The organism is Carboxylicivirga linearis (genome assembly GCF_018271995.1).
In the GTDB taxonomy this organism is placed as follows: Bacteria; Bacteroidota; Bacteroidia; order Bacteroidales; family Marinilabiliaceae; genus Carboxylicivirga; species Carboxylicivirga linearis.
Genome location: NZ_JAGUCO010000030.1, coordinates 1 through 25,537, shown reverse-complemented (window position 1 = coordinate 25,537; position 25,537 = coordinate 1). Strand labels below are relative to the sequence as shown.

The window sequence follows — 25,537 nt, the reverse complement described above, 5'->3', positions numbered from 1 at the left end:
TATGCCATATTTTAATCTGTTGAATTAAAATTTCATAGGTATATCTAAGCATGGTTATTAAAGGATTATAACTTTAGAATTCATATTATAAAATAGTTTCTTATCATGAAAAAAAGTACTTCTGCACCAAAGAGTGTTAAAGAGCTATTGTATTGCATTCATGTAAGGATGGAGGTTGAACACTTTTCACATAGTACCATCGCGAATTATTTCCGTTCTGCAAAGGAATTATGTAATTATTATGGAAAACTCCCCGATCAACTTAATGAAGAGAATCTTTATCAATTTCTGTTATATACTAAAAATGAACGCAAGCTAAGTCGTGCCACTATCCGCATTTATTTACAAGGCCTTCGCTATATGTATAAAAGTATTTATAAACGGATAGATATCATAAAGGATATACCTTTTCCTAAACGCACCAAATTTTTACCCGTTGTTCCATCTGGGAAAGAGGTTTTAGCATTAATAAACGGGGCACAATGTCTGAAACATCGTATGTTAATAGAAGTTATGAACTCAGCAGGTCTCAGACGTAGTGAATTGATTCGATTACATATAGATCATATTGACTTTTCTAACAAACGAATTTTTTGTAAAAGATAGTAAAGGCAATAAAGACAGGTATACAATATTGGCCAGATCAATAGAACCTGAACTGAAACGTTATATTAGATTTTACCAACCTGAGGGATATCTATTTAATGGACGCATTAAAAATCAGTCTTATAATAATGAATCAATAAAACATGTGTTTGAATCTGCATTAAAGAATTCGGGTTTAAAAAAACGTATCACAACCAATGCCCGAAATGTAAAACCGGAACCATGCTCCGGATTGCATCTTTTAAGCCCAATATAAGGGGTAGTCCAGCTGTTCAAAGCCTCCAAAATTTGCCCCTCAGCTGCCCATTTTAATAAACACTACCATTGGTGTAATGGGGAAGGTACGCCCATATGCCGACAATGAAGCAAACTGAGCCTTAAAACGATGAATATTTTGGAGTTGAGATTGCTTGATGCCAGGCGTATTTACTCTTAAAATGACATTTATTGATTTTGTTTTCCGCACATGGCATCAAATAGAAAGTTTCTGATTCAATCAATCCCCATACATAAGACTGGTGTCGGCCGGTTCCGTTCAACATCCGAATATATTTAATCACTCTCAAAGCCTGTATAGGCCTTTTTCGGCAGCATGTGATTAATTATATTCTAAGGGTTACCACCAGTTATTTGTTATTATATTACTCTCAATATTATAATTGTCACCTTCCCGAATTGTATGTTTAAAAGTCTCTTTATCTATGCCATTTATTTCCTTACTAAATCTCAATGTTGCTTTATAGTCAGAGATTTGATAGTTCTCTGTGAGGTTTAAATCAATTACATAGCTATGTAAAACTCCTAGAGAGTCATTACTTATTTTGTATTCAGCAAAAGGTCCCTCGCTTATAAGATATGTTCCAGGTATCGGTCTGATTGATACAGTTTTTAGATTTAAATGTATATCAATATTTTCATTTTTATGTTTCACTTTGTAATTCCTGATTGGTTTGATGTTTATTGTGTCACATAAAAACCAATAATTTCTAACGATTGATGAGTTATTTGTCTGTAAAAACGTATTAACGTTATCAATAATCTGTTTTTCTATTTGTTCTTCCTTTTCATTTGAAGCCAATTCTAAGTCAGACAACTTTAATTGAAACGAATTTCCGTCCTTATCTTCAACTGTCACTTTAGTTTTACAAGATATTAAACAAATAAGTGTGAAACCTAAAAAGAATATTCTATACATCAGTGTGTTTAATTGGTGGTAACGGATTGGTATATCTAACGTTTGGTATTTCAAAGCGATTTCCTATCAAACCGTTGCGATGTTTATTAATTGTACTGCACTTAAAATTAGTACTTTCCGCCCTATGTTTTTTATTGCGTGTGTGTGCCTCGCATGGGTAGCGATGCACTTATAGCGTAAGCTATCAAAAAGGCATAAATATGCAAATTTATTTTGATAAGTAGCCAAGCTATGAGTAAATATTTTCCATAGGGTGCCCTGTCTGCCGACAGGCAGGAAGTCCCGAGTGGGCGGTCCGGCAGCTGCCGGATCGAACCATAGCAAGTGGCAAGCTGGTTATCGGTGACGTTAGCAGTGAAGGAAGCCAGACTGCAAATTCCGGTACTGACGAACAGAAACCAGATATGAGGCTATGAGGTCGGATAAGGTAACACATCATACTAACGTCCAAAACATTCAACGGAATGCAGACCAAAATAGTAGATCTGGCAGGCATTGGAAGAAGGAAAATACCCTTACCGAGGGAGAGCTCCGTAATCACGCGTTGATAGAGCGGAGCAGTCAGCAGACGCCATAGTAACCAAAGGAAACGAGCTGTAATAAAATATACAGAGGTCTCACAATTTGGCGAAGGGCTGAACTTTACATTGCTACCGATCTTTAACGGAGGTCTAATCCGGCAGTTGCCGGATACCAGCCCTAAAGAAACGTAGCAGGGAATGGAATATTTTAAAGTGAAACGAGACAACAGTAACACAACTAATTTAATTGAACGCATATTACATCCTGCAAACCTCACAACGGCTTGCAAGGATGTAATACGAAACAAAGGTGCTGGTGGCGTTGATGGGATGAAAGTCACAGAACTAAAATCACATCTGGACAAGAACCGAAAAGAATTAGAAACACAGATTCGCAATGGCCAATACTTACCACAACCCATACGCGGAAAGGAAATACCCAAAGGCAAAGGTAAAACCCGACTCTTAGGCATTCCAACCGCTATTGATAGAACGCTGCAACAAGCTGTTTCCAGAGTGGTAATGATGCATTATGAAACCGAATTCTCTAGTTATAGTTTTGGTTTTCGTCCGCGTCGTAACACACAGCAAGCAGTAGGAAAAGCGGTATCACTAATAAATTCCGACTATCAACATATTGTTGAAATAGACTTGAAGGAATTCTTCGATAGAGTGGATCACACATTATTACTGCAACTTTTATATCGTAAGATTAAATGTAAAAAAAACCTCCGTTTGATTCGTCGTTGGCTGCGAGCACCTCTTGTGAAAGATGGACGCTTATACAAACGACGAATTGGAGTACCACAGGGCAGTCCTATCAGTCCATTACTATCTAATATCATTCTGCATGAGTTGGATATGGAAATGGAAAGGCTAGGACTTAGCTTTGTACGATATGCCGATGATTTTAGCATATATTGCAAAACAAAGTCGGAGGCTCGTAAAGCAGGAAATACAATTTATCTATTTCTTAGGGACAAACTCAAACTCCCTATCAACAGAGATAAAAGTGGTATCCGTCGCCCTGTTAACTTTCAAATACTGGGTTTTAGCTTTGTTCCTATCTATAAAAGAGGAATCAAAGGTAAATATCAACTGATTGTAACCTCCAAAAGATGGCAAAGCTTTAAGGCTAAACTCAAGAAGGCAACTCGTAAAACCACTCCAATGAGTTTTGATGAACGCATTCAGAAAATTACTCAAATTCAGCGAGGCTGGATTAATAATTTCAAGTATGCTAATATCAAACTCAAATTGGAAAAACTTGATGGTTGGCTTCGTAATCGCCTTAGATACTGTATCTGGCATCATTGGAAGAAACCCGAGCGCAAAAGAAAGAATCTTATTCGCCTGGGAGTTAAACCCGATATGGCCTACGCCTGGAGCCGTTCGCGTATGGGAGGTTGGGCCATTGCCCAAAGTCCGATTTTAGGTACTACCATTACCAAAGAACGTCTTCAAAAACGGGGCTATATCAGTTTATCTAATATGTTTCGATTAATGACTAAGGATTTGTTTTATTACAACAACACGCTGTTCCCCTTAATGTAGAGAACCGCCGTATACGAGATCCGTACGTACTTTTTATGAAGTAAAAAGTCGTGGTGTGAGAGCTTCTCCCTGCTAGCGTTTGCTAGTGGGGCTGGCTACTCGATGTGTGCTGTGAGTTGCAAAGGCAACGTAACTGTTATAGAGATGGAAGCAGACCTTCCGGCAAGGATTTTTAGGAGTACTTGTCAAACCACTTCTATGATGTTTTTCGGTGGTGACACTAATGCATGAAGCGATAGAAGAAAAGGCTATAATAAATAGTCAGGTACGAATAAGAGAGATGAGCGAAAGCGAACCATCCGATGAAGTGACGAAATGTCTAGTAGTTGTCAAAACCTGATAGATATCGAGATGTCAGGGATAAGTTCAGAGGCTACCTAATTACTGTCTGTTCGGCAACCGTCATAAAGGAGGCATGACTCTTATTCAGGCTTTATAATGGAACGCAGGAAGCCTTAACGGTATGCTAAAGGGAAAACTCAAACAGGACATGCCTGCAAGACAATTACCAATGACCATTAAGGTGGCGGATGAAGCCGTAGTAGTGTTGAATCTTCTGTAATGGAAGTGGAGCAAAGGGCTTCAATCATGTGGTTTTAATTAAGAACAACTTAGACTGTTAAGGATGATTTTTAACGAACAAACAAAGTCAATTCCCATAACAAAGATGATGGTTTGGGAAGCTTACAAGAAAGTGAAAAGTAACAGAGGTGGAGCTGGAGTAGACCAACAGACCTTGGAGGAATTCGACCAAGACCGTTCCAAATTGTTGTATAAAATTTGGAATCGGTTAGCCTCAGGCAGTTATTTTCCGCCAGAGGTGAAACGTGTTTTTATACCGAAGCAAGGAGGCAAAATGCGTCCGCTTGGAATTCCAACCATATGCGACCGTATTGCCCAGCAAGTTATAAAGACATTCATAGAACCCAGGTTGGAATCTGAGTTTTTAGATGTCTCCTATGGGTATCGTCCAGGGAAGAATGCGCTGGATGCAGTAAATGAGGTACGCAGATACGTTCGGAAATTCAGCTGGGCTATTGATTTGGATATACAGGCTTTCTTTGATAATGTAGATCACGAGCTGTTAATGAAAGCTATAAAGTGTCACGTGTCAGAGAATTGGGTATTGCTGTATATTCAACGTTGGCTTAAAGCACCCGTACGATTACCAGATGGAAAAATACAAATGACCACAGGGAAAGGAACGCCTCAAGGAGGTGTAATCAGTCCGTTGTTAGCCAATCTATTTATGCACTACTGCGTGGATAAATGGCTTCAGAAGTACTATCCAACGGTAAAGATGGTTCGTTATGCAGACGACCTAATATTGCATTGCAAGACGTATGGGGAAGCATTGCAGGTATTGGCAAATATCAAGCAACGTCTTGTTGACTGTGGTCTGATGGCTCATCCAGAGAAGACCAAGGTGGTATATTGCAAGAAATCAGGTAGGAACCTAAAAGGCTTTTCTGTGCAATTTGATTTCTTGGGTTTTAGTTTTCGTCCAATACAGATGCATTTGAAAAGAGGAGGAAGCTTTCTTCAATTTGACTGCATCATGAGTCGGAAATCCAAAGTGCGAATTACCGGCGTTCTTCGGGAACTGCAATTCCATAATAAAACTCAACGTACAATTCAGGATATAGCGGAAGTGCTTAATCCAAAGATTCGTGGCTGGTTAAATTATTATGGTAAAATTAATCGCAGATGCTTGAGACCTGTGTTTTATTACCTGCATCATCGATTGTTAAAATGGGCTTTGAACAAATACAAGCGTTTCAAACGCAGTAAGGTTAAAGCCGTACGGTGGTTGAGACGTATTTGTAAAAGTTTTCCAAACCTGTTTTACCATTGGACTTTAGGTTACCAGTTGACCTAATGATTGTAATTGACTGCATGATAAGAGCCGTATGAATTGAGAGGTTCACGTACGGTTCTGTGAGAGGTTTAGGGGTGAGATTCCCCTTTACCTACTCGACTGTGTGCTGGCTTTTATTCTCCATCTGTCTTAGACCACCAATCAATCAGTTCTTTATTTAATTTCTCATCAATTTTCGGACATGCATATAATCCGAACGAAACTGGTTGTTTATCCTTATATGATTTTATAAAAATCGCTGCGTATGCACCTTTTTCCGCAAATCCACTCGGAATATAAGATGAAAGTGGATTTAAGAAACAGCCACAAGAATCTCTTGAATCCAACATTGTCATTAAAGTATCAATATGTTCTCTTTTTACCCAATCATCTGGGAATTTGTCAATCATAGTCATACAAGGAATAAATTTCTTGCTATCCGATTTTATTATTCTTGACATTGCTTTAATAAATGTAATCGGGTCATATTGTTCAGGTCGTGGAAAAGGATTATTTGAATGCCACAAAGATTCTATAAACAATGTATCACCAATAGAAAATGCCCAATCATTAGATTCCTTAATCTTGTCTTTATTAGTTCGGAATTTTCTAATCGAGCCACCCTTTTCTGTAATAATTATCCAATAATCAGGTAAGTATTTATAAAATCCAACCGATTCAGAACTGTTCCATTTATCAATAAACGCTTTAATCTGTCCTTCACTTAACTTAATAGAATCCTTATCAATCGATGACTTTTTTATATAAATGGTTTCAACAGAGTCAATCTGAATCGGATGCTTTTCTGATAAAATCTTAGAATTATTCTGTCCACATGCCGATAGAGTAAAAAATAATATTGGTAAAAGTTTCTTCATTGCACTATGTTTCTTAAGCTTGCACACAACGGCTCGGCTATGAAGCGTAAGTGAGATTTTAACCGTACTCACATTCAAATTTAACAAAGCCAAAGCGTTGTATTTGTTGTTATCTTGTCATTTTTAAAGCCAAATCAACGATTTGGCGCTGGTCGCCGAAGCTACGAACCAATCAAAATTAGTCGGCTCACTTATGCTTTATTAGCCATTGTTGGTGGTAGTACTTTATGAGACCCATAGGTTTATTCTCCATACTATAGTCCATTGTTCTTGCTGCTTCTTTACCCAAATAAGGTCACCCGCTCCACATTCTGCGCCACAAATATATTCTTGGTAGAAAACCGCATGAGTTCTTTCTTCGTTAAATATTACTCTTGAAAGTCTTAAGTCACCAATAAAACGAAAACTGACCATGTTCTTATATCTAGGGTATTCCTTTCTTAATTGATTGAGTTCTCTCAATTTATACCTACCTGTATCAGTAATCTTTCCAATAAGTCCATCTTGTAATTCATATTTGGTGCTGTCAATTAAAAAGTTCAACATTGGTAAAATTACTGACCCATCGATTGAGTCAGGTAAGTATGATTGTATATGTTTAATGCGATTTAATATTCCCTCATGTTCATAATTGTCTGGAGATATTAATGTGTCTGAGAAAGCAATTACCAAATCAAGTGAGTCTTCTTTAGGATTAACCATTAAAGTGCTAATTTCATTTTCCCATCGAAGATACTTCATTGAATCCTCATTATTTTCACAAAGTTCAAGCGAGTATGGATAAGGAGGTGCAGGTAAAGGCATATAATAGTTGTCTGTTCCCATTAATTCAACGAAAACATCATTTAGAACATTTATTTCTTCATTACTGTCATATTCTTGATGATTATTACAAGAGATTAGTATTAATCCGCAAACTGTTGCAAAATATAATTTATAGAGCTTAATCTCATTCATAGTTATTTTATTCATAGTCTATTGCAAGCTGCAAATCAGTATTACCACCAACGGTAAATTGTAAGTTGTCGGTGTGGATTTCGAAGAGCGTCAATGTCCGGTAAGGACATGACGGTCAAGAAAGGTGCAACGACGACGGCGTACTACGAACACCACACTGCAATTTACAAAATGTTACCCACAGTTATTATTGTCTTTCATAAAATGGTTTTGTCTGACTGATAAAATAATCAGAGATACCTCCTTTGTTATCAATCTGCATAAAATCAACAATCTCGTTTTTATCAAGAAATTTCTCTACTAAAGGTCCAGCTTCTTTTGAAATATCTCTCAATTCTCCTTCCAAATCAATTGCAATAACTAAATGTGGAAGCTTCTCGTTATTATCCATCTTGATTGCTGCAAGGTAAGCCGCTTTAATAAAAGGTCTATTTTTAAATAACAATTTCAATTCATTAACTAATTTATCAGGATAATTTGCAGGTTGTCCAATATGCACTTCTGTATTAGATTGAATTGTCATTTCGTCGTTTTGCTTGTAAATCGAACCATTAAGCAAACTTTCAATCTCCTGCGGAATCAATTCTTTACCATAGTCAGAGTATGGGTTAAGAATAAATGTCGCACCACGTGTAAAATCAAACAAATCTTGTCCTTTAATCACCATGAATGGAACTTGTTCTTTAACAACACCTTTATCAAATATCCTGTTGGTCGATGTGAACAATGGAATGTGTCCATTTTCAAAGGTTACGAACTGAACTGTTGTATCTTTTTCGAGCACTTTTGCTCCTTTTGAAATATCTTCTTGTCCATTTGTAATTACAATCAATTCACTCCAAAGAAGTTTTGTATAAAAATCATTACGTGCTGATGCATCTGAAGCTGCTCGTATTAATAACTTCTCAAGTTCGTTTTCTGGAAACGTAGTATCAGTTTTTTTCTTTTTTAATCTATCAAATAATCTCATTGTTGTCTCTGGGGTAATTGTGGGTAACGGATGGGTATATGAAACGTTTGGCATTTCAAGGCGATTTCCTATCAAACCGTTGCGATGTATATTAAATGTACCGACCTTAAAATTAGCACTTTCCGCCAAATGTTTTATATACCGTGTTAGCTGCTGGCGTTCATTCATTATCAGTTAATTATCAGTCTTTTATAGTCATTAATCAGCCCAATTAAAGCACTACTGTTCCCGAAAAAATTAGTTTTTAGGGTCGGCAAAAAAGCGGTGGCAAACAGACAAGCTCTATTGCAATTTTTGGTCAAGAATTGGCTCGTGCGAATTGCAATTGTGCTTGGCTGTGTGGGTTGGCTATTTGATATTTTCATAAATGAATTCTTTTATTGATTTTGCAATAATCTTAGCTAGAGGTACAGGCACACCATTTCCAATCATTTTGAACTTTTTACTTAATTTATTCGGTGTTGTTAATATATAATTATCAGGAACACCTTGCAATCTTAATGCTTCCCTTACAGACAATCGCCTGTTATCAGTAGGGTGTAAATGAACCTCGTTATTACCATAACAGACAGTTGGGCTATACTTAGCTCTATGTAGTTTTTTAAATGAAGGACGATAAGTATCACCTTCTTCAATTCTCCGAATTTTTTCTGGCTTTTTTAATTTAAACAATTCTTTTGAATTAGGTAAGGTGTCTTCTTCTGATTTTGGAACTAAATATTGTTCAACACATAATGAATTGGGGGGAGAAGGCAAATCTCCATTAATCAGCATACGACTTGAAGGCTCTCCCCATTTGAATGTCTTTTCTGCGTCAGGATACAAAGGAGTTGGCCAACAAAACCAATTGTCACCTTTATCTACTAATGACTTTTTTAATAAACTTTTTCTTACACCAAATACAAAAAGACGCTCTCTACTCTGAGGTACACCATAATGTAGAGAATTCAATCTGTTTGTACTTATTAAATACTCTTCCTTGAATAAATCTAGTATTGCTTCAAATGATTTTTTTGTTTTCTTTAATAAAACGAGACCAGGTACATTCTCCATTAAAAAAAAGTCAGGATGTAAATCCATAATTTTCTCATAAAAATGATAAGTTAATGTACCTCTAAGCCCCTCAAATCCATTTTTTGAACCTCTGATGGAAAAATCTTGGCAAGGAGGACCTCCAATTATACCAAATAACTCTTTTTGTGGTAATTTAATCTTGCTAGTGTTAATGTCATCAATACTACCAACTTCAGTGATAGTTTTGCTTTTACCTGACCAATTGCTCATACCTTCATGATAAAACTGAGCAAAATCAGGGTCTAATTCATTTGAGAATACTATATTAAAACCAGCCATCTCAAAACCCATATCTAAGAATCCGCCACCACTAAAAAAAGATAATATTTTTGTTTTACTCATTGTAAACTATTGTATTGTTCATGATATAAAGAATTAGTTCAGATTCCACTGGATAGAATAGGCCGTAAATAGAAAGTTCCACTCCTTCTGACAAACCTTTTAACTCTTTAATGTTTTTAATAATAAATAAATTGCCACCTGCTTCAAATAGAATCTCATTGCTCCCTATCTGACGAACTTCTCCATTTAAGTCAATTCTTTTTCCACATCTTTCGTTTAGGAATATGTATTTATAATTTTTACAAAACATTCGATAATTGCAGTTAACACAGTTCTCAACATTACAGTGCGCTAAAGAATTGATATCATCATTTTCAACAGCTTTATTAATTTTTTCTTTCAAATTTAAAGCACGTATGGCTATTTCTTTAACAGCATCAATATGTATGTTTATTTGATGCTTATAACCATTCAATGTTTTTAAATACAATTCTGGCATCGTTGACTGCCTTTCTAAAATAACTGCACAATATAAGGCTAGTTGTTGCTGATATACTTCTTTAATTGTTTTACGATTATTGACTATTTCAAAAATGCTTCCTGTTTTAAAATCTACAATTTGCTTAATTATATCACCATCTTTAACAATTAAATCAACATAACCACCAATATAATCATTGCTAATCCACTCTTCATAAACAACATTATTTCTATTACTTGAATAATTATTACTTGACACTGATTTCAGAATATTAGAGCACAGCTGTTGCTTTTTGACAGCATAGAATTTTGAGTGCCATTGTACTGGATAGTAAAGATTTTGTAATAAACTACGCTTGTAATTTTCGTTAATACAATTAATCTCTTGTTCCCATTTTGCATTAAATAGTTCTGTTGAATTTATATTCCATTCACTATGCTTTTCATAGAAATTATGGATTAAAGTGCCAATATCTGCATCAGGATGTTTAGGAAACAGCTCTTTATTCTTGTAGGTCTTTGAATACAAGCCTTTAAGTGGGCATTTTTCCCAATAATAAAATGAACTTGGCGATATGTATTCAATCTTATTGTGCACTAACAATCTGTTTTACAAGTTCACCATAGCACCAACCTGGTCTTCTGTGCAGATTAAATGTATCAATAAAGAATAGGTTTTCTAAGCCAGCAATTTCCATTGCACTTGTTAAGACATTGGATTCTTCATTAGGCTGGTGAGTAGTGTAATTCCAAAATGGATGTACAATAATAACATTGTATATATCAGAAATACAAAACCCGTGTAGTTTTCCAAAGGTTTTAGCCTCAATATTATCAAAGTCTTTTTCCATGTTTTCACCTAATGCTTTTGCGAAACTCAACCAGTTTTTTAACTCCGGAAAGTCATAATCGTCATCTGTCAAACCTGATTGATAATTTTCATTACATAATACTCTTATTAATCCTACGCCAAGCCTCCAGTCCAATAATGGATGGAAATTCATGTTCCGGTAATTTTTCAAGTCCGTATAGCTTGAGTCCATACATTCTTGATTTGTAATTATTGAATAATTATAATTATCAAGCTTATCTGGATTAATACATTTCTTAGCATACTTGTCAAAATTTGAATATAATTGTTCTATAAAACCAGAACCATTGGGAAGCTCATCTACAAGAACAATACTTGCAGATTTGCGACCTGTAATTCCATTGACTTCAGGTAAATCAATGCTATCAATTGCAGCTATTTCTATTTCTTCAGGGTCAATATCCAAATCATCAGCTAAAGTTCGTTGAAGTAAGAATGCCGCAGAATAAAAAGCACCTTTTGAAGAAGAAGCTTTGAATAAATCGGATGTTTCAAAAGGATTGATATCTAAGCTTAAATGCAGTTGCTTAGGTTCAATCCTAAATACTTCAGTTACTTTACAAGAAGCTAATGATAATGTTTCCTCTGAACCTAAACGTTGAATATCTCCCAACTGGGGATTAATAAAGTTAGAAGTAATCCATTGGTTTTCAAATGTTGTAAAATGCTTGGTTTGATTTACATATTGGCCAACAAACTGATTTCCTCCATTATTGTTTATTTTCCAAGTCAACTCCTGTTGTGCATAGCAAATTTTCAAATTACCATCTACCCTTATAGAAGGTTCATTTGTCGTTTCAGCAAATGTCAGAGGTTTGGATATAACAATTTCAAATTCTTCATTAGAATCCTTTGGAAACTTATAATCAGTTCTAAAAGCAGATGGACTTGCACCAACATACACTGAACAATCAGGGTTTTCACGAATCAACCTTTCTTCATCAGCTTCTTTGGTGCTATCATTATAAGCCTCTGACTTAATAACTTTTGTGAGATTGTCTTGAATAAGCCAATTTCTATCGCTAAATGCATCGTCATGCATCACTTGGGCTCTAAATGTAGTTTCCTGCCCACGTCGTTGAACCTTTTCTATTCCTTTAATGTTTGGAGTGAAACCAATAGCTTGAACTACGCCTTTATCTTTTGTTTTTTGAGCACCAGGGGCAAATTCATAAATTGCCATACTAAGGTCTCTATCAACTGATAAAGCCTCATAACCTTCATTTGAATTGTTATCACCTTTTATTGGCTTGAAACCATGTATTAAGTTTCTAATTCTTGTAGGCATACCAGCCATTGGTAAAATGCCAGCTTCTGCAAGTAATTCAGATAAATCAGCATCATTTGTTGCTCTTTGTGATTGGATAAGACTTGCTATTTCAGTGGGTAATTCATTAATCCATGTTGAAAATTCATCAAATTGAAATTTTCTCAAAATACCATTTGAATAAATGCCTGCATTTAAAGCATTAAAAATATTTTGAATAGAAACTGAATTATTTTCTATAATGGTTCTAAGCTCCTGTTCATTAAATGATGAAACTGTACCAAATTCACCATGAACAGAGCCGTCATTCCTGTTTAACAATTTGAAACAGAACCTTAATATTGCTTTTGCAAACATTCTTTTGAAAATACGCGCTTGGTCTAAGCTTAAGAATGGCTGAGGAGGTTTGTCCCCTGTAATACTTATTGGATTTTCAAAATAATATTCATCATGACTCCGACCTCTAGCAAATGTCAAAGAGTAAGAAAACAATTGACCACGCCTACCGGTTCTACCAACTCTCTGTTGATAGTTAAACCTTTGCGGGGGCATATTCGCTAATAAAATAGCTTGTAAGGCTCCAATATCAACACCAACTTCTAAAGTAGTTGTGACACTTAACAAATCAATCTGTTGAGTTAATTTTTCCTCTGGATTAAGAAAAATATTTTTAAATTGCCTTTGTCTAAGTAATTGGTCATCAGTCTGACCTGTCAGTTCTTCAGTATGTAGCCTGAATGGGCTGTACGTTTTGTTTAGATTTGCAGTAAGGTAATTTGTACTCCACAATTCTTTTGCAACACCCGCGACAACCGTATTTAATGGGCTTAAACAAAACACACAATAACCTGCTGATTTATGTAAATGAACCGTACCACAATTGTCACATTTATAATAAGCAGTTTCATCGTTTGCAACTTTAATATTTAGGTTTTGAATTTCGATAATACCTCTATGGCCATTATGCTGCAATATTTGAAAAATAATATCACCTAGAGTTTCTTCATCTTTGTTAAACTGGAGAGCAACTTTTCTAACATACCTTCTTTCTTTCCTATTTTGAGGCAAGTTACTATAGGAGTCATATGGATTTACCTGAAAGTCAGTTCTATTGTGTTTGTAATTATCACCCCAAATTCTGATAAAAGAGTTGCAGAGCTCCAATAAGGTTTCTATTGGTAAGCCAATCCTATTTGCATTTTGTTCGAGGTATTCATTATTAAAGACTGTTGCAAAACCTAAACCGGAGGCTTCAAAGCTAAAATAGAGACGACCGAAAATAAAACTTGATATATTACTTTCAATTTTTTCCTGAGTAAACCTTTGAGCATTCTCAAATCCGTCTTTTGTTTCATCAAGCTGAAACTGATTAAAATTATAGAAATATTGCCAAGGTTTATAATCATTACCTGATTTGAAATTCTCAACTGATTTATAAGAACCTGCAGGATTTATTCCGAACTTTAATAAGTTTTCAATCACAATACTTACAAAATCAGTTACAGATTTAATGTTTTCTTTTATAGCACTATACCTATTCTTATCAATTGAGGTTGCAAACTCACCATTTGCTTTTTGCCATAATTGACCTATCTCAAGATATCTTGATTCATTTTGGCTTTTCAGTACTGACTTTTGTTCTTTGTCATCATTTTCTAGCGCTTTTATGATACTGTTTTCATAATGCAAATCATTTGTCAAGTTAAAGACGACAACTTCTTTTAAAAGGGATAAATAGTGTTCTTCTTGAATACTCTTAGCTAGTTTAGCTGCATCTTCTCTACTATCTGAAAATGCAACAAGCTTTTTCGTAGCTTCACCAGCTGGTAAACTCTCAAAAAGTTCTTTGGATAATATTTGATTTACTTTACCGAAACCTGTTCTAAAACCTCTAAGAGGCGACTGTTTCTTTTTCATCGGATGTGAATAATCAGATTCACAATGTGGACAAACAGGAGGTAAAGAACTAATTGTTTTTGAAATATTACTCTCAATATCCGCTATATCATTATCTCCATCTTTAACTCTCAACCATTTACCCTTTATATAACTATCTTCATTGTTGGGATTTGAAGTAAGAATTCGCCCAGAAAAAATGTTAAGCCAAGCCGGATGCCATCTATATCTTAGTCCTCCCGAATTTGGAATAGGGTGTTCGGGGTCAATATTTTCATAGTTGCCTGGAATAAACACACTAAAATCATTATATTTTCTTTTTTCTACAATTGTTGCTGGGGAGGTTTCAGGAACTCCTTCAATGTCTGGACTAACTGGCAACAATTCTGTAAATGAGTTCTCTTCTTCATCTTTATATTTTACACGACTCCCTCCCAATGCTAGTGTTCCGCAATTTTCACAATATAATAGTTCTAATGTCCTATGATTATTATGGGAAATTTTGGGTGAAGTAAGCATCTGTCCAATCGGCACACCTTTTATTTTAGAATCATTATCAGAAATTAGCTCGCCCCACATGCCAGCTATATTTCGATAAAATAAATGAAATCTTAATCTTGGATATTCATGATTTATCTTATACTTATCCAATAAGCCCAGTAAGAAAAAGAAGCCTTTAATGGCATACTTATTCTCTTTCTCCTTATCTCCAAATAATACTTCTGAAATAAATTTTGCTCCATGAGTATCGTCTTCTGAACCATTTTTAAATGCAGGAACAGCACGAACTCTATCATTAATTGTAAAAGCTGAGTATAGAGCTTCTTTTATTTCTGAATTACAATAAGAACCATTTCTGTTTTGATTAACAAGTATTCTAAAAAGTTCTACTTCTAATGCAGAAGTAAGTTTTTTAATTTCAGAATCAATCTCATTTATATCCTCAATGGTATTGGGTAACTTTTCGTCTAATATTTCAGCATTCTTGCCAACTAAGGCAAAGTCCGATACATACTTTTCTAAAGGAACTATTGTTTCTAAGCTTCCAGGATTTTCTTCAACCCCTTGAATTATTTGTATTTCTTTTTCTTCTGTTCCAAAAAAACTCTTTAAAAATGCTTTCCCTTCTTCACCTTCCAATGATGCACTTGAAGCTAAGATTCTTAGCTGGTTGCTATCAGGGGTTAAGCCTAACCTTTGCAGTAATAACCTAACTAAATATGCTATCTCAGAACCCGAACCACCTCGATATAAATGTAATTCATCGATAATTATATGAAAAATGCGCTCCTTTTTTTCTCTATTTTTTTCTTCTTCAGTTAGCTCAATATCAAATTCTGTATTACATTCTAACCAAGCTTTTGTTTTCTCAAAGACTGATTCCTCGCATTCACGCATTAGCATTATGCTAAGCATACTAAAATTTGAAATCATTATATCTGGTGGTGATTGTTGCATATCAAATCTTGTGCGCATTTCAGCACCATCCAATTGTTGAAAATTTGCTTTAAGGTCAATAATTTCAGATTCGCTTAAATTATCAGGATTTTGAGCTATATAATCATCCAATTGATTAATGTTACCTTCAATTAGATTTAACTCTTTTTTTAGCTGTTGAATTTTGTATTTGTTTGGAACAATGTCTCCATTTTCATCAACTTTATAAGCATTGCCTGGTACTGGTGAAGTAGAGTTATACCTCCCGAAATAAATTCGATTATCATTATAATCAGAAATCAATAAATTTCTTAATTCATCGGAATCTAAAGCTTTTCTTAATCTTGACAGTTGATCTTCAACTAGCGCATTCATTGGGTAAATTAACATTGCCCTGATTGCTGCAGGTCTTTGAGGATTAGGCCTCTGCTTTGTTTCTTCTGACAATGTCGTATTACCATTTCCTACAATTCTTACTGGCCCCCAACCTCTTTCATTCCACCATTTTGTATTATTTACTGTATTGGAATTGGTTCGCCACTTATTTAACTCTTTACTCAAATAAGCAAAAAGAGGAAGTAAAAACGATTCTGTTTTTCCAGAACCTGTTCCAGAAGTAATTACACAATGATTTCCTTCCATTGCTTTTGTAAGCATTTCATATTGATGTTGATAGATTTTGAAATCACCAACTAATCCTTTGCTTGCAATGTCTTTAAATACCTTTAGCTCTACATCATTCAAGTTTGCAATTGAACCGATTTCACTTATTTTGTAATCCGAAGCTTTGTAAATAGGCAATGGTTCTACCCAAGGTGAACGTGCAAAAATTTTATCTTGATTAAGTAACGTTTCTCTTTCTTGTTCAAAAACGGGGTAACGTGTGCTAAACGCTGTTTTAACATATAGAATAAAGCTATCTTTTATTTTATCAAAAACTTGAATAGGGTTTTTCATTTCAGATATTTATTTCTGTGTAATTTAACTTCTGTTTTAGATTCACAAACACATTCTTTACAAATAAGCTAGGAACATTTTTATATACTAAATACTTTCCTTGATACTTCACTTTTTCAAGGTTTAAGTATTTGATTTCCGCACTACTTCCTGATAAAAGGGAGATGCTTTGGGAAAAAAACCTAGGAAGTCGGCAGTACAAAGGGACAGCTAAGAATTCATGATTTTCATCATAAACAAGAATATTTGAACATTTTTCAGCATGTTCTTTTTCTTCCAATTCCTGTCCGCAATTTACCCAACCTTCATCGTTAATTTTACTCTTGTATGCCTTTTCTTTTTCTAACCTGTAAAGGTATAAATATAGAAAAATGCCAAATTGTTGATTGGATATATCATAGGCATTACCCTCATACCATAAACGATGTATTGTTTTATAACCGGAAATTCCGGTAAACTTGACCAATGATAAATGCTTATTAAAATTATTTGGCTTTGGGGCGTAATGTAGTTTGTCGATATTAAAAATATATCCTCCCTCAAAATCGTCTAAAAAATTTTCAACTGGACTTATGTAATCTTTCCATTTTGAAATATCAGAGAAATGATAAGATAAAGCAAACTGCATATATAAACCAGACTTTTTATAAATCAAATTGAATCTATTCGTAAAATCAATTATTGAATTGTTTGAGTTTCCAAGAAATTCTAAAAATATAACTTGAGGGAATAACTCTCCAAATTCACTTTTGGCATCAATTGTTATTGAATTGGAATTTGCATAATCTATTATTTCTTTAATGAAATTATTATCCCTAGCACCGGTTAATATAGTTGTTGTTCCTTTTTTTGTTGGTTTAATGATTAAGTGAGGTTTGTTTACAATTAATGAACTAGTGTTCATATTGTAATCAATAAACCCAGTATCCTGAAGTTGAAATCTAACCTTATCCGCTATTCTTTTTATTTCACCTTTCTCTTTTGTTGCAACTAATAAATTTGCGATAATTAGCTCAAAATCAACTTTTGTCAAACGCCCCTTTGCAGAAATATAATTAATTAAAATATTTCCTACATGTTGCGGATTATAGTGTTCTCCTACAGAAGCATATGAAGTGGATGTTTTGTTTTTAAAACCAGAATATTGGTTGTCCAGTATATTTTGAAAGATTTTTATTGAGTTAATTTTATCATTTGAAAAAAAGTGTTCAATACCTTTACTATAGTCAATGCTATTGTTCGTTATTTGTCCGATAGAGTTACGCTTGGGTAGTATGGAATCTATAATTGTATTCTCAACTTTTTTGAAGTCTGTTATGGTTAAGAATCTTTGAGATTCAATTTCTCCACATTTTAATTTAAATGGTAGGTTTATTTTTTTTAGATGATAATCAGTAAAATTGTATAAGTTAATAGGATATCCGACTACTTTACCATTTTCATCAATTTCAGTTTCAAACTTCTGATTTAGTTTTATTTCTTCATCTTCAAATATTGCATAAATAGGATTTTTATTTTCTGTATTTTCAATCCAAACATATGGAAGTTTATCCTTGAAAAACGAGCCTCCGAAATACAATTCTTTGTTGAAGTTTATCTTGGGTTTATCCTCCTGTTGTATCTGTAGTTCCAAAATTGCAGGGTGAGGGGACTTTGTTATTTCATCAATCCAAAGAGCCAGCCATTGATTGTCTAAATTAGTTATTTCATTATTATCTAGTAGTTTTTTTGCACCAAGAAAGCTATTGAACCAACCATCTAATTCTCGTTTATAGAATTCCTTTTTGCAGATAATTAAGCTTTTCCCTGCATTAAATTCAACTTTAGGTATTTCAACCCAGTCTAAGTGAGATATTTTTTTAAAAATATAAAACTCCTTTGTCTTCCAACTATATTTAATTCTGTTAGATTCATCTCTTAGTTCAACATTACTATTTAAATCAGTAAAACAATCTAATATAGGGTTTGAATATATTTCTATCTCTTGAGTAAGATTATTAATTAATTCACCATTAGGCTTATTAACATTGGAATTTACAGGTAAGGCATCTTTTGTATATACCCGAAGATACTTTAGTTTTATTTTTTGACTCAAAGTATTAAAATCTAAGCACAGAATAAGTTTTTTTCTTGCATAACCTCTTACTCCATCAACTATATGAGTTGCACCAGTCCATTTTTTATAAAATCTGTGGGCTCTTTTAATAATTTTATCTCCGATATAATCGTTAGTATCGATTTTATCTTTCGTTTTTTTTGTAATCTTAAGGTATGAGCTATTTTCAAGAAGTAAATTTTTAATCTGTTCTTCACTTATTGCATCATCTGGAAGTATGTTTTCCTTCTCAAAAACTTTTGATAAACGTTCTTCTTGTTCTTTGCGAAATAGTATATGATACTCATATTTACTTACATATTTTCTATTTTGGCTAGGGTCATTTATTTCTTCTATGTATCCTAAGTTAAACTCATTTTTTTCTACTAACCAGTCGCTTAATTTAGTCCATAGATAGTCCACTCTCCAAAGATTTAAGCGTATATATCTATCATAGTTTATTGTTAGATGCTTATCCTCAAAATACTTTTTAGCAACACCATGAAAATTACTCATGCTAAAACTATCATCTACCTCACCAGAAGTAAAAGGCAGAATAAAAGCTAATAAATAAGTTAAATAAGGGGGGTATTTAAATGGAACTCCAGCAATAGCGATTGTGCCTGAGAGGAATCGGTCTTCTAAATCTATAATTCTCTGGATATAGTCATTATTATTAATTCCATTAACGCCTATCCTTAGAGCTGTAAAAAAGTCTTTTAGGTAGCCATCTTCAGGTTCCTCAAAATTCGCAGCACCTATTTCTAAAATAATTCTCTCACTGAAATATAATGTAACTTCATTTTCCTCATTTTCTTCATTAAAGAAATGATTAGTAATAGCTGTATTCCACTGTAAATAATTCATTCTTAAATGTACTTGTTTTCTGAGGGGAGGAAAAATTGCACTCTTTTGCAAATTTTGGTCTGTGGGGCGGCTTGTGCGATTTGCAAATGTGTGCAATGTGCGTTGGCTTCCCCAACTGTCCCGAAGGGCAGAAGCGGGCGGGCAAAAACTAATTTTTTCTTGCTCCAACCTTCAATCAATGAGCTAATATTTTCTATCCGTTTTTTCAAATTTTATAATCAGGTTTCAATGTTGCAGTTTCGTTCTTTTCACTTGCAGCTAACGGCTGCCGCATGAAGCGTATGGAGATTTAACCTTACTAACTTTCCAAATTGAGCGGAGTCAAAGCGTTGTATTTGTTTTTATCTTTTCATTTTTAAAGCCAAATCAACGATTTGGCGCTGGTTGCCGTAGTCACAAACCTCACTAAATGAGTCGGGCTCCATATGCTTTATTGCGGTTTGTTGGCTGCTGGCATTTCTTATTGTTTTATAAATATCTTATCGCTAGAATAATCAGTCCAATTATCGGTAATGGCAATACATTAATTACAGCTTTAAATATTCCATATTTATTCAAATTCTTAAATCCTATTGCTAAAATTGTCATTGTCCAAATCCAGATTAAATTTGAAGTGATTCTCAGAATCCAATATTGGCTTTTAATATCTAAAAATGTTTCAGGTATTAGTTTCAGAATTAATGATATAAAAACAGCAAAAGTTATTGGAATAATGGAATATACAATTGCAGTTTTTGTATCAGATAAGACACCTTTACTACCAAGTAGTTTTCCAAATCCGAATAGTATGTAAGTCAATATGTAATTATACATTAGAACACACAGTCCTGATGAAACTAAAATCCCAATTAAGCAAGCAACAATTAGCCACCAACCGCTTAAAATTTCATTGAGGTTTTCAAATTCATAAACAACAGAATATAGTCCGACTAAACAACCAAAAACTGAAGCAATCAAATTGCTGTCGGTATCTAAGTCTTCCTCAAACATTTCGTCTAATTGTCTAAAAACATGAGTCGGTTTATATAGTATTTGAATAACTTTATTCATTACGTATTGGGTTTTGCTTGCAGCCAACGGTTGGCCGCATGGCGCTGTAGCAGATTCTGCGTTGAGATTGTCCGTCCGAGAGGACGAGACTATCGAAGCGGGAATCTGCACGCCCAAAACGAGCTGAACCCTGCTATGCGCTATGGCGGCGTGTTGGGCAGTGTTATTATTTTCTTTTTAGTGACTTCAATTGTATAGCTAGATTTATGCTTAAAGGATTCGTGTATATAAATTCTTTATTGGTCAAGTTGGCATAAAAATTAAATGTCAGTTTAAATGAATGCCCACCAAATCCAACGTAGGGCACAAGTCTTAATGCACTTTCATTAAAGTCTGTGTAATAAATTAAATCAGTTCCCAGGCAAAACATCCAAAGTCCAACATAACTACCTATTTTAGGTCCAATTGCTAATTGGGAGTCGTGAATTAGGAATTCAGTCCCGATATAGTAATTGAAATTAGCAGGTTCAATATGAGTCACATATTTTGATTTCCATATTCCAATTTCAATAATGTGCGATTTTTTATTTGCTGTGTCTCCTGTGTTAAAGGAATATCCACCATAAATCGCTGTTTCCTTAATAAGTTCTGTACTAATTCGTATTGTGTCTTGTGAGTAAGCGTCCACAATATTGAAAATGATTAGTAAAAATGTTATAAAGAGTGTTTTCACAATTCGGATTATATTGTTTTTAATACTGCCCAACGGTCACTTGTAAGTTGTCGTTGCGGATTTCGGAGCTCGTTCCTGTCCGGCAGGACGGAACGATGTTGCGAGAATCCAGCGAACGGCACACCACCAACCCCGCAATGCAATTTACAATTTGTTAGGCACTGTGCTTTATTATTTTTCATTAAATACTAGTGTTATCATATCCTCTATAAATGCCTTTACCTTATTGGGGTGCGGATTATATTCTGATGGATGCCCACATTTGTTTCTTAACCCAAGACAAGAATTGATTAATTCATTTTTTTGGAATTTATCATACATATCAAGCCTATTACTCAATTGAATTGTAAAGTCATCTTTTACAAACGAAAAGTCATTGATTGTTTTTATCTCTTTTGCTTTAGGGTAAATGACTTTCAATTCTTCATTAATTTGTTTTAAAGGATAATTCTTGATAATTCGTTGTTGTATTAATCTTATTCCTGCAGTCCAAATAAAAATTACACCAGCTCTCAATGCTCCAACTCGCAAACACGAAACAGCTTCTTTTAAGTAATCTTTTAGTTCCTCATTTTTTATGTCTAAAACTAATTCCTCAATATCCAATAAGTCAAACTCATGCAATTTCGGTTTTACTACAATTTTGTCTAAAGGCGAAAAGTTAATTTTATAGTTTTCATAGCAAAACTCGTTATAAATCTCATAAGTTTTGTAGTCATTTAGATTTAGTTCTTTTAGAAGTGTGAGCAATGGTACACCGAGCTCAATCATATGTTTTATTGCGGATTTACGGAGTGTGGTCGGTGTAATTTGTTTATTAATTCCACAATCTTTTACATTCTTTTTTAAAGCGTTTAGCAAGCTTGTCCCAGAATACGGATTACCAGGCGTTTGCCCCTCAAATAAATATACTTTTGGTTTTGGGTTAACCGATTTAAAATAGTCTCGGAGAATTTTTAAATGTTTATCTGAAAGAATACATTCTCTTGTTGGGTCAGCATTGTCGCTTTTCACATAAATAAGTTTATTGGCTGAGTCTACATCTTCGATTTTTAAATTTAAAACCTCTTTCCTTTCGAGAAAACAAGCATAAATTGTTGTAATAATTGCTTTTTGTTTTTTATGGGGAATGAAATCAATTAATCTGATAACTTCTTCTTGAGTTAGGTAGTCTTTCTCCTTTCGTTTAGCTTCTGGAATCTTAACATTGTAGAACTTGAAATTCCTATTTAATTCAGTGTTGTAAAGAAAATTTACTGCAAAAATTAATTGTTTTAACGAATCTGGAGAAGCTAGTTTTCTAGAAATTAATTGCTTTGTATATTTTTCAATGTCCTCAAAAGTTAATTCAGACATTTTTTTATTTGAGTAGAAGTCATGGAGTTTTAAAAGCCATCTTTTATAAGTGTCTCTCGTTGACCTTTTAAAATCTTTTTTGTCAAAAAGTTTTTCTAAATAATCTCCGATTTCTTCTCTAGTCATTTCGTTTCGTCTGGTTTTTTAGCATTGTGCCTAACTATTCTGTAACGTTAAGTCTATTGCGGATATTTCCGCTTTATCCACTGGTTTACATTCCTCTAAACTAAGTATATTTTAAATAGAAATGGCATCCAATGGACTTTTTATTTGTTGTAATTGCTTATTACTAACATAGGTGTATATCTCTGTTGTGGTCGATGAACTATGGCCAAGAAGTTCCTGGATGTAACGTAAATCTGTTCCCGATTCCAGCAGGTGAGTGGCAAAACTATGGCGCAACGAATGAATACCACCACGTTTGGTTACACCACTTTTTTCAATTGCTTTGTACAATATGTGTCTAACACTGGTTGAGGAATATGCTCCACCAAATTGCCCTTCAAATAAGAGGTCTTTGGGTCGATAGGCTCGGTAATATTGCCTTAATAAATCTAGGATATGTGCGCCTAATATGGTATAACGATCCTTTTTGCCCTTACCTCCCAGTATACGCAAACGCATTCGTTTCGAGTCTATATCGTTAATCTTAAGCTTTAAGGCTTCCCCAATTCTCAATCCACTTCCATAGATAAGAGCAATATGGTTTTGTGCTTTAAATTCTCGGTAGCTTGTAAAATGCGACCAATCTCTTCCTTTCTCCACACTTTGGGCAACAATTTACCAACTTTAGGCCTGATCACCTGTTCCAGAACCATTGATTGACCTAAATATTCATTATAATACAACTTAATGGCACTGACACTCTGATTGATGGTTTGATTAGAATAGTTCTTATCCCCAATCATCAGCTTGTGATAGACGTTAATCTGATTAGAACTAAAAGCATTAATCTGTGAGATGCTGTTTTGTCGGTAAGTATTGAAATACCTTAATAAATAATGTAATAGGTATTGATGGTATTAAAACTGTATCCTTTGAGCGACATATAACGTATATATTCCAAAGGACAACTTTTAAAGTATCTGTTTTTCACATAAGCCTGTTCAAATAGCAATTGCATTACCTGGTAGTCTTTCACAACTAATTGGCTGTTTATCCTTATAGTCACGGTATCCAGAACCGTCTTTATAAATCCGTTTAAACTCTCCTTATTGGCTTCGATTACATAAGTGCTATAGTTATCGTTCCATTGGGTAAAGCGATTGTCTTTCAAGCATTGATTAATCCGTTTGTTATATTTATAACGTAAGGCTAAAAGCTTTCGGGTATCTTTCACAGGTATGATGCTTAAGAACCCTAATTTTTCCTTTTTTTTCAGCACGCCTTTAAAATACAAATCGTCCCCAATAGAGATTTGATCAGTATTTTCTTTCAAGCGGGCATGCAAATAAAAATCATTAATCTCTGCAAGATCTTCAAATACATCCATTAGTAAACCAATTGTATTGGGTTGAATGGAGGTGGTATAAGCATTAAGTTCATGATGCCATCTGATCCAGCTATTTTGTGTTATACGTTCAAGTATGGCATCATTACGTTTAAAATAAAGCACGCAATATGATGTATCGTTGTATCGTCTTTGGTTCAGATATATGATTGCTTTTTGATTCATCCTTATTGTTGACCAACATAAGGATAATTTGTAATTTAAAAGTTTATTAATCGTCTACTTACGTAATTAAACGTCTAATAATACGACAATGGAAAAAAGAACCTGTTTATATTGCCATGAACCGATGAGGGGTAGGAGCGATAAAAAGTTTTGCTGTGTACAATGTAAGAGTTCTTATCACAATCAATCGACCAGTTCAATAGAGGCTTATGTCCGATCTGTTAATAAGCAGCTTCGTGCCAACAGAAGTGCCATGCACAGAGCCTGTCCTGAAGGGAAAGCCACAGTACGTAAAGAGTTTCTTAAGAAACTAGGCATGGATTTTAAACACCTAACCCATACATGGAAAAGTAAAGGAGGTAATCTATATTATTTCTGTTATGACTATGGTTATACTCAATCTTCAGAAGTGGGTAAGGTATTAGTGATCCAGCAGCAGCATTATATGATATAGCTTACTAATACCAGTTATAGTTATCAACTTCAGGTATTTAATGGTTGGTGTTAAAATGCTTTCAGATAGGTTTATGAAATGCTTCGCCGTCTCACTCACAATACAATTTACGAGTAAGCCGATGTTTCTAAAGTCAAGGACTATACTCTTATATGCCTATCATCACTAATCATTCTACCACTCAAACAGATTTTGTATAATTCAGACTTAGGTTTAATTACGAATCATAAAAAAACATATTTATTTTCAAGAAAGCAAATATTAAATATGATCAAACCTATCAGAATATTTGGAATTGAAGGAAATTACAGGGGATTGATTTATGTCTCGCAAAATCCAGTTTTTGTATCTACCCTATTCTGCTGATAGGGTTTAGTAAAGTTTAAATACAAAAAAAGCATCACTTAAAAAAGTGATGCGTGTAAAATTGCGTGTAAATTTTGTAATCGCTTGATAATCAAGCTATATTGCGGAGAGAGAGGGATTCGAACCCCCGGTACCTCGCGGTACAACGGTTTTCAAGACCGCCGCATTCGACCACTCTGCCATCTCTCCAAGTCGATA

The 25,537-nt window shown here is 34.3% G+C and carries 18 protein-coding genes and 1 tRNA gene; 4 read left to right on the top strand and 15 right to left on the bottom strand.

Annotated features, from left to right (window positions below; all coding sequences use genetic code 11):
- The first annotated feature begins 105 nt into the window (after positions 1–105).
- Positions 106–606 carry a tyrosine-type recombinase/integrase gene (locus KEM10_RS21285; protein ID WP_212219463.1) on the top strand — a complete coding sequence of 167 codons (501 nt, stop codon included), beginning with the start codon at positions 106–108 and terminating at the stop codon, positions 604–606.
- Positions 607–1,222: 616 nt separating this feature from the next.
- On the opposite strand, the gene KEM10_RS21280 is transcribed toward KEM10_RS21285, so the two are convergent.
- The gene (locus KEM10_RS21280; protein WP_212219460.1) at positions 1,223–1,801 is read right to left on the bottom strand and encodes a hypothetical protein; all 579 of its coding nucleotides are present in this window, start codon (positions 1,799–1,801) and stop codon (positions 1,223–1,225) included.
- Positions 1,802–2,520: 719 nt separating this feature from the next.
- On the opposite strand from KEM10_RS21280, the gene ltrA (KEM10_RS21275) reads away from it, so the two are divergent.
- Both ltrA (KEM10_RS21275) and ltrA (KEM10_RS21270) read left to right on the top strand, forming a co-directional pair.
- On the top strand, positions 2,521–3,876 hold the full coding sequence (gene ltrA, locus KEM10_RS21275) for a group II intron reverse transcriptase/maturase (protein ID WP_212219457.1): 1,356 nt from the start codon (positions 2,521–2,523) through the stop codon (positions 3,874–3,876).
- Between the two features lie 625 nt (positions 3,877–4,501).
- The gene (gene ltrA, locus KEM10_RS21270) at positions 4,502–5,755 is read left to right on the top strand and encodes a group II intron reverse transcriptase/maturase (protein WP_212219454.1); all 1,254 of its coding nucleotides are present in this window, start codon (positions 4,502–4,504) and stop codon (positions 5,753–5,755) included.
- Between the two features lie 113 nt (positions 5,756–5,868).
- On the opposite strand, the gene KEM10_RS21265 is transcribed toward ltrA (KEM10_RS21270), so the two are convergent.
- The 13 genes from KEM10_RS21265 to KEM10_RS21205 form a co-directional block, all read right to left on the bottom strand.
- Entirely contained in the window at positions 5,869–6,612 is a 744-nt protein-coding gene (locus tag KEM10_RS21265) for a hypothetical protein (protein ID WP_212219451.1), read from the bottom strand.
- 225 nt (positions 6,613–6,837) lie between these two features.
- On the bottom strand, positions 6,838–7,569 hold the full coding sequence (locus KEM10_RS21260; RefSeq protein WP_212219448.1) for a hypothetical protein: 732 nt from the start codon (positions 7,567–7,569) through the stop codon (positions 6,838–6,840).
- Between the two features lie 187 nt (positions 7,570–7,756).
- Complete coding sequence (locus KEM10_RS21255) at positions 7,757–8,707, bottom strand: enhanced serine sensitivity protein SseB C-terminal domain-containing protein (RefSeq protein WP_212219446.1); 951 nt, start codon at positions 8,705–8,707, stop codon at positions 7,757–7,759.
- Positions 8,708–8,887: 180 nt separating this feature from the next.
- The gene (locus KEM10_RS21250; RefSeq protein WP_212219443.1) at positions 8,888–9,955 is read right to left on the bottom strand and encodes a DNA cytosine methyltransferase; all 1,068 of its coding nucleotides are present in this window, start codon (positions 9,953–9,955) and stop codon (positions 8,888–8,890) included.
- Positions 9,948–10,973: a PD-(D/E)XK nuclease family protein gene (locus tag KEM10_RS21245; RefSeq protein WP_212219440.1), complete on the bottom strand. Its 1,026-nt coding sequence runs from the start codon at positions 10,971–10,973 to the stop codon at positions 9,948–9,950. Before KEM10_RS21245 ends, KEM10_RS21250 begins: the two co-directional genes overlap by 8 nt.
- A complete protein-coding gene (locus KEM10_RS21240) occupies positions 10,963–16,803 on the bottom strand; it encodes a DEAD/DEAH box helicase (protein ID WP_212219437.1) in 5,841 nt (1,946 codons plus the stop codon). Before KEM10_RS21240 ends, KEM10_RS21245 begins: the two co-directional genes overlap by 11 nt.
- Position 16,804: 1 nt before the next feature.
- Entirely contained in the window at positions 16,805–19,933 is a 3,129-nt protein-coding gene (locus tag KEM10_RS21235; RefSeq protein ID WP_212219435.1) for a hypothetical protein, read from the bottom strand.
- Positions 19,934–20,233: 300 nt separating this feature from the next.
- A complete protein-coding gene (locus KEM10_RS21230) occupies positions 20,234–20,815 on the bottom strand; it encodes a YIP1 family protein (protein ID WP_212219433.1) in 582 nt (193 codons plus the stop codon).
- Between the two features lie 166 nt (positions 20,816–20,981).
- Positions 20,982–21,443, bottom strand: a complete 462-nt coding sequence (locus tag KEM10_RS21225) for a hypothetical protein (protein WP_212219430.1) — start codon at positions 21,441–21,443, stop codon at positions 20,982–20,984.
- 216 nt (positions 21,444–21,659) lie between these two features.
- On the bottom strand, positions 21,660–22,970 hold the full coding sequence (locus tag KEM10_RS21220; RefSeq protein ID WP_212219427.1) for a tyrosine-type recombinase/integrase: 1,311 nt from the start codon (positions 22,968–22,970) through the stop codon (positions 21,660–21,662).
- A 111-nt stretch (positions 22,971–23,081) separates the two neighbouring features.
- A complete protein-coding gene (locus tag KEM10_RS21215; protein ID WP_212219424.1) occupies positions 23,082–23,609 on the bottom strand; it encodes a tyrosine-type recombinase/integrase in 528 nt (175 codons plus the stop codon).
- Positions 23,519–23,752: a site-specific integrase gene (locus tag KEM10_RS21210; protein WP_212219421.1), complete on the bottom strand. Its 234-nt coding sequence runs from the start codon at positions 23,750–23,752 to the stop codon at positions 23,519–23,521. The genes KEM10_RS21215 and KEM10_RS21210 overlap by 91 nt, the downstream gene beginning before the upstream one ends.
- Before the next feature lie 83 nt (positions 23,753–23,835).
- Positions 23,836–24,519, bottom strand: coding sequence for a hypothetical protein (locus tag KEM10_RS21205; RefSeq protein ID WP_212219418.1), 684 nt, complete (start codon positions 24,517–24,519; stop codon positions 23,836–23,838).
- Between the two features lie 88 nt (positions 24,520–24,607).
- Between KEM10_RS21205 and KEM10_RS21200 the strand changes: the two genes are divergently transcribed.
- Positions 24,608–24,973, top strand: a complete 366-nt coding sequence (locus tag KEM10_RS21200) for a hypothetical protein (RefSeq protein ID WP_212219415.1) — start codon at positions 24,608–24,610, stop codon at positions 24,971–24,973.
- A gap of 470 nt (positions 24,974–25,443) precedes the next feature.
- Here the strand turns inward: KEM10_RS21200 and KEM10_RS21195 are convergent.
- A tRNA-Ser gene (locus KEM10_RS21195) sits at positions 25,444–25,528 on the bottom strand.
- Between the last annotated feature and the right edge of the window lie 9 nt (positions 25,529–25,537).

Bases quoted from the DNA above. Each gene is read 5' to 3' on its own strand.
- KEM10_RS21285 (WP_212219463.1), top strand. From the start codon at position 106: ATGAAAAAAAGTACTTCTGCACCAAAGAGTGTTAAAGAGCTATTGTAT.
- KEM10_RS21280 (WP_212219460.1), bottom strand. From the start codon at position 1,801: ATGTATAGAATATTCTTTTTAGGTTTCACACTTATTTGTTTAATATCT.
- ltrA (WP_212219457.1), top strand. From the start codon at position 2,521: ATGGAATATTTTAAAGTGAAACGAGACAACAGTAACACAACTAATTTA.
- ltrA (WP_212219454.1), top strand. From the start codon at position 4,502: ATGATTTTTAACGAACAAACAAAGTCAATTCCCATAACAAAGATGATG.
- KEM10_RS21265 (WP_212219451.1), bottom strand. From the start codon at position 6,612: ATGAAGAAACTTTTACCAATATTATTTTTTACTCTATCGGCATGTGGA.
- KEM10_RS21260 (WP_212219448.1), bottom strand. From the start codon at position 7,569: ATGAATGAGATTAAGCTCTATAAATTATATTTTGCAACAGTTTGCGGA.
- KEM10_RS21255 (WP_212219446.1), bottom strand. From the start codon at position 8,707: ATGAATGAACGCCAGCAGCTAACACGGTATATAAAACATTTGGCGGAA.
- KEM10_RS21250 (WP_212219443.1), bottom strand. From the start codon at position 9,955: ATGAGTAAAACAAAAATATTATCTTTTTTTAGTGGTGGCGGATTCTTA.
- KEM10_RS21240 (WP_212219437.1), bottom strand. From the start codon at position 16,803: ATGAAAAACCCTATTCAAGTTTTTGATAAAATAAAAGATAGCTTTATT.
- KEM10_RS21230 (WP_212219433.1), bottom strand. From the start codon at position 20,815: ATGAATAAAGTTATTCAAATACTATATAAACCGACTCATGTTTTTAGA.
- KEM10_RS21220 (WP_212219427.1), bottom strand. From the start codon at position 22,970: ATGACTAGAGAAGAAATCGGAGATTATTTAGAAAAACTTTTTGACAAA.
- KEM10_RS21210 (WP_212219421.1), bottom strand. From the start codon at position 23,752: ATGATTGGGGATAAGAACTATTCTAATCAAACCATCAATCAGAGTGTC.
- KEM10_RS21205 (WP_212219418.1), bottom strand. From the start codon at position 24,519: ATGAATCAAAAAGCAATCATATATCTGAACCAAAGACGATACAACGAT.
- KEM10_RS21200 (WP_212219415.1), top strand. From the start codon at position 24,608: ATGGAAAAAAGAACCTGTTTATATTGCCATGAACCGATGAGGGGTAGG.